Annotated in this window: 5 protein-coding genes; all 5 read right to left on the bottom strand. The window is 66.7% G+C overall.

The window, feature by feature from the left end:
• Positions 1-3: 3 nt before the first annotated feature.
• The gene (locus ACFWF3_RS29475; protein WP_378989111.1) at positions 4-411 is read right to left on the bottom strand and encodes a metal-sulfur cluster assembly factor; all 408 of its coding nucleotides are present in this window, start codon (positions 409-411) and stop codon (positions 4-6) included.
• Entirely contained in the window at positions 408-890 is a 483-nt protein-coding gene (gene sufU, locus ACFWF3_RS29470) for a Fe-S cluster assembly sulfur transfer protein SufU (RefSeq protein WP_056810385.1), read from the bottom strand. Before sufU ends, ACFWF3_RS29475 begins: the two co-directional genes overlap by 4 nt.
• Before the next feature lie 3 nt (positions 891-893).
• The gene (locus tag ACFWF3_RS29465) at positions 894-2,147 is read right to left on the bottom strand and encodes a cysteine desulfurase (RefSeq protein WP_378627113.1); all 1,254 of its coding nucleotides are present in this window, start codon (positions 2,145-2,147) and stop codon (positions 894-896) included.
• A gap of 1 nt (position 2,148) precedes the next feature.
• Complete coding sequence (gene sufC / locus ACFWF3_RS29460; protein WP_379316869.1) at positions 2,149-2,916, bottom strand: Fe-S cluster assembly ATPase SufC; 768 nt, start codon at positions 2,914-2,916, stop codon at positions 2,149-2,151.
• A gap of 32 nt (positions 2,917-2,948) precedes the next feature.
• Positions 2,949-3,307 (bottom strand): SufD family Fe-S cluster assembly protein (locus ACFWF3_RS29455; RefSeq protein WP_379316867.1); only part of this gene is annotated, 359 nt, incomplete at its 5' end.

The following is a 3,307-nucleotide window of genomic DNA, read 5'->3' as shown; positions in this document are numbered from 1 at the left end:
GTGCTACACCGTGAAGCCGAGGGCGCGCAGCTGTTCGCGGCCGTCGTCGGTGATCTTGTCCGGGCCCCACGGGGGCATCCAGACCCAGTTGATCTTCAGATCCTCGACCATACCGCTGCGCACCAGGGCGTTGCGGGACTGGTCCTCGATGACGTCGGTCAGCGGACAGGCCGCCGAGGTGAGCGTCATGTCGAGGGTGCAGACGTTCTCCCCGTCGACCGACAGGCCGTAGACCAGGCCGAGGTCGACGACATTGATGCCGAGTTCGGGGTCGACGACGTCACGCATCGCCTCCTCTAGGTCCTCGAGGTGCTGAATCTGTTCGGCCGTCAACTCGACTTCGGCGGGTTTGTCGACCTCGACTGCCTGCGCGACGTCCGGGGTCTGTGCGGTATCGGTGCTCTCACTCATGTGGCAGACTCCCCATTTCCCATCGGTGCCTTGGTTTCCTCGGCCGAACTGATCTGCACGACAGCGTCTTTGAACGCCATCCACCCGAGCAGCGCGCACTTGACCCGCGCCGGGTACTTGCTCACACCGGCGAGGGCGATGCCGTCGCCGATCATGTCCTCGTCGCCTTCGACGGTGCCGCGGCTGGAGATCATCTCGCTGAACGAGTCGACCACCTTCAGCGCCTGCTGCACCGGCAGCCCGATCACCTGATCGGTGAGGATCGAGGTGGCGGCCTGGCTGATCGAGCAGCCCTGGCCGTCGTAGGAGACGTCGGCGACCTCACCGGCGTCGTCGATCTGCACGCGCATCGTCACTTCGTCACCGCACGTCGGGTTCACGTGGTGCACCTGCGCACCGAACGGTTCCCGCAGCCCGCGGTGGTGCGGGTGCTTGTAGTGGTCCAGGATCACTTCCTGGTACATCTGTTCCATACGCATGATCTAGGCAACTCCGAAGAAGGTCTTGGCCTTCCGCACGGCCGCAACCAGCGCGTCGACCTCATCGAGGGTGTTATAGACCGCGAACGAGGCACGCGCGGTGGCGGCGACACCGAACTTGCGGTGCAGCGGCCAGGCGCAGTGGTGCCCGACCCGGATGGCCACACCCTGGTCGTCGAGGATCTGGCCCACATCGTGGGCGTGGATCCCGTCGACCACGAACGACACCGCGCCACCGCGGTCCACGTTCTCGATCGGCCCGACGATGCGCACGCCCTCGATCCCGGACAGACCGTCGAGCGCGGCACCGGTGAGGGCGTGCTCGTGCGCGGCGACCGCGTCCATGCCGAGGTCCTCGAGATAGCGCACCGCGGCGGCCAATCCGACGACCTGCGAGGTCATCGGCGTGCCCGCCTCGAAGCGCTGCGGCGGCGGCGCGTAGGTGGTCTTCTCCATGGTGACGGTCTCGATCATCGACCCACCGGTGATGAACGGCGGCGTCTCCTCCAGCAGCGCCCGGCGGCCGTACAGTCCGCCGACACCCATGGGGCCGAGCATCTTGTGGCCGGAGAACGCGGCGAAATCGACCCCGAGCTCGTGGAAGTCCACCGCCATGTGCGGCACCGACTGGCAGGCGTCGAGCACGACGAGCGCGCCGACTGCCTTTGCCCGGCGGACCAATTCGTCCACCGGAGCCACCGCGCCGGTCACGTTCGACTGATGGCTGAACGCGAGAACCTTTGTCGCGGAAGACAGTTCGAGCGAATCCAGGTCGATGCGGCCGTCATCGGTGATGCCGTACCACTTCACGGTGGCACCGGTCCGACGCGCGAGCTCCTGCCACGGAACGAGATTCGCGTGGTGTTCGAGCTCGGTGATGACGATCTCGTCGCCGGGGCCCACCTTGTAGGGGAACCGGTCGTCACCGAACGCGTTGGCCACCAGGTTCAGCGACTCGGTCGCGTTCTTGGTGAACACGATCTCGCCGGTGTCGGCGCCGACGAAGCGGGCGATGTCGGCGCGCGCCTCCTCATAGGAGTCGGTCGCCTCCTCCGCCAGCTGGTGGGCACCGCGGTGCACCGCCGAATTCCGGGTGAGCAGGAACTCGCGCTCGGCGTCCAGCACCTGCAGCGGACGCTGCGAAGTGGCACCGGAGTCCAGGTACACCAACGGTTTCCCGTCCCGCACCGTGCGGTGCAGGATGGGGAAGTCGGCCCGGATCCGGGCCACGTCGAGGGCTGGCACCGTCGCGGTCATGTCAGGCTCCAGCGGTCGCGGACGTGAAGCGCTCGTAGCCGTTCGCGTCGAGTTCCTCGGCCAGCTCGGAGCCACCCTCGGCGACGATCTTGCCGTTGACGAACACGTGCACGAAGTCGGGCTTGATGTAGCGCAGGATGCGGGTGTAGTGCGTGATCAGCAGCACGCCGCCCTCTTCGCGCTCCTTGTAGCGGTTGACGCCCTCGGAGACGATGCGCAGCGCGTCGACATCCAGACCCGAGTCGGTCTCGTCGAGGATCGCGATCTTCGGCTTGAGCAGGCCCAGCTGCAGGACCTCGTGACGCTTCTTCTCGCCACCGGAGAAGCCTTCGTTCACCGAGCGGTCGGCGAAGGCCGAGTCGATGTCGAGTTCCTTCATCGACTCCTTCACCTCCTTGACCCAGGTGCGCAGCTTGGGGGCCTCGCCGCGCACGGCGGTGGCGGCGGTGCGCAGGAAGTTCGACATCGAGACGCCGGGGACCTCGACGGGGTACTGCATGGCCAGGAACAGGCCCGCGCGGGCGCGCTCGTCGACCGACATGTCGAGAACGTTCTCGCCGTCGAGGGTGATGGTGCCCTGGGTGACGGTGTACTTCGGGTGGCCCGCGATCACGTAGGACAGCGTGGACTTGCCCGAGCCGTTGGGGCCCATGATGGCGTGCGTCTCGCCGGACTTCACCGTCAGGTCGACGCCGTTGAGGATCTGCTTCGACTCACCCTCGGGGGTGGTGATCTCGGCGTGCAGGTCCTTGATTTCCAAAGTTGTCATCGAATTGAAGTCCTTCGTGGGAAGTAGGTGAGTCAGATACCGACAGTGGCGAGTTCGGCCTCGATGGCCGCCTCGAGCCGCTCCCGGACCTCGGGGACCGTGACCTTCTGGATGATCTCGAAGAAGAAGCCACGCACCACCAGGCGGCGGGCGACGTCTTCGGGAATGCCGCGAGCGCGCAGGTAGAACAGCTGCTCGTCGTCGAAACGGCCGGTGGCACTCGCGTGTCCGGCACCGGCGATCTCGCCGGTCTCGATCTCCAGGTTCGGCACCGAGTCGGCGCGCGCGCCGTCGGTGAGCACCAGGTTGCGGTTCGCCTCGTAGGTGTCGGTGCCCTCGGCGGCCGCGCGGATCAGCACGTCGCCGATCCAGACCGTGCGAGCGTCACCCT

Source organism: Nocardia sp. NPDC060220, from assembly GCF_042727815.1.
In the GTDB taxonomy this organism is placed as follows: Bacteria; Actinomycetota; Actinomycetes; order Mycobacteriales; family Mycobacteriaceae; genus Nocardia.
Note: the sequence above shows the minus strand (reverse complement) of the source record. Positions and strands in the feature narration are given on the sequence as shown.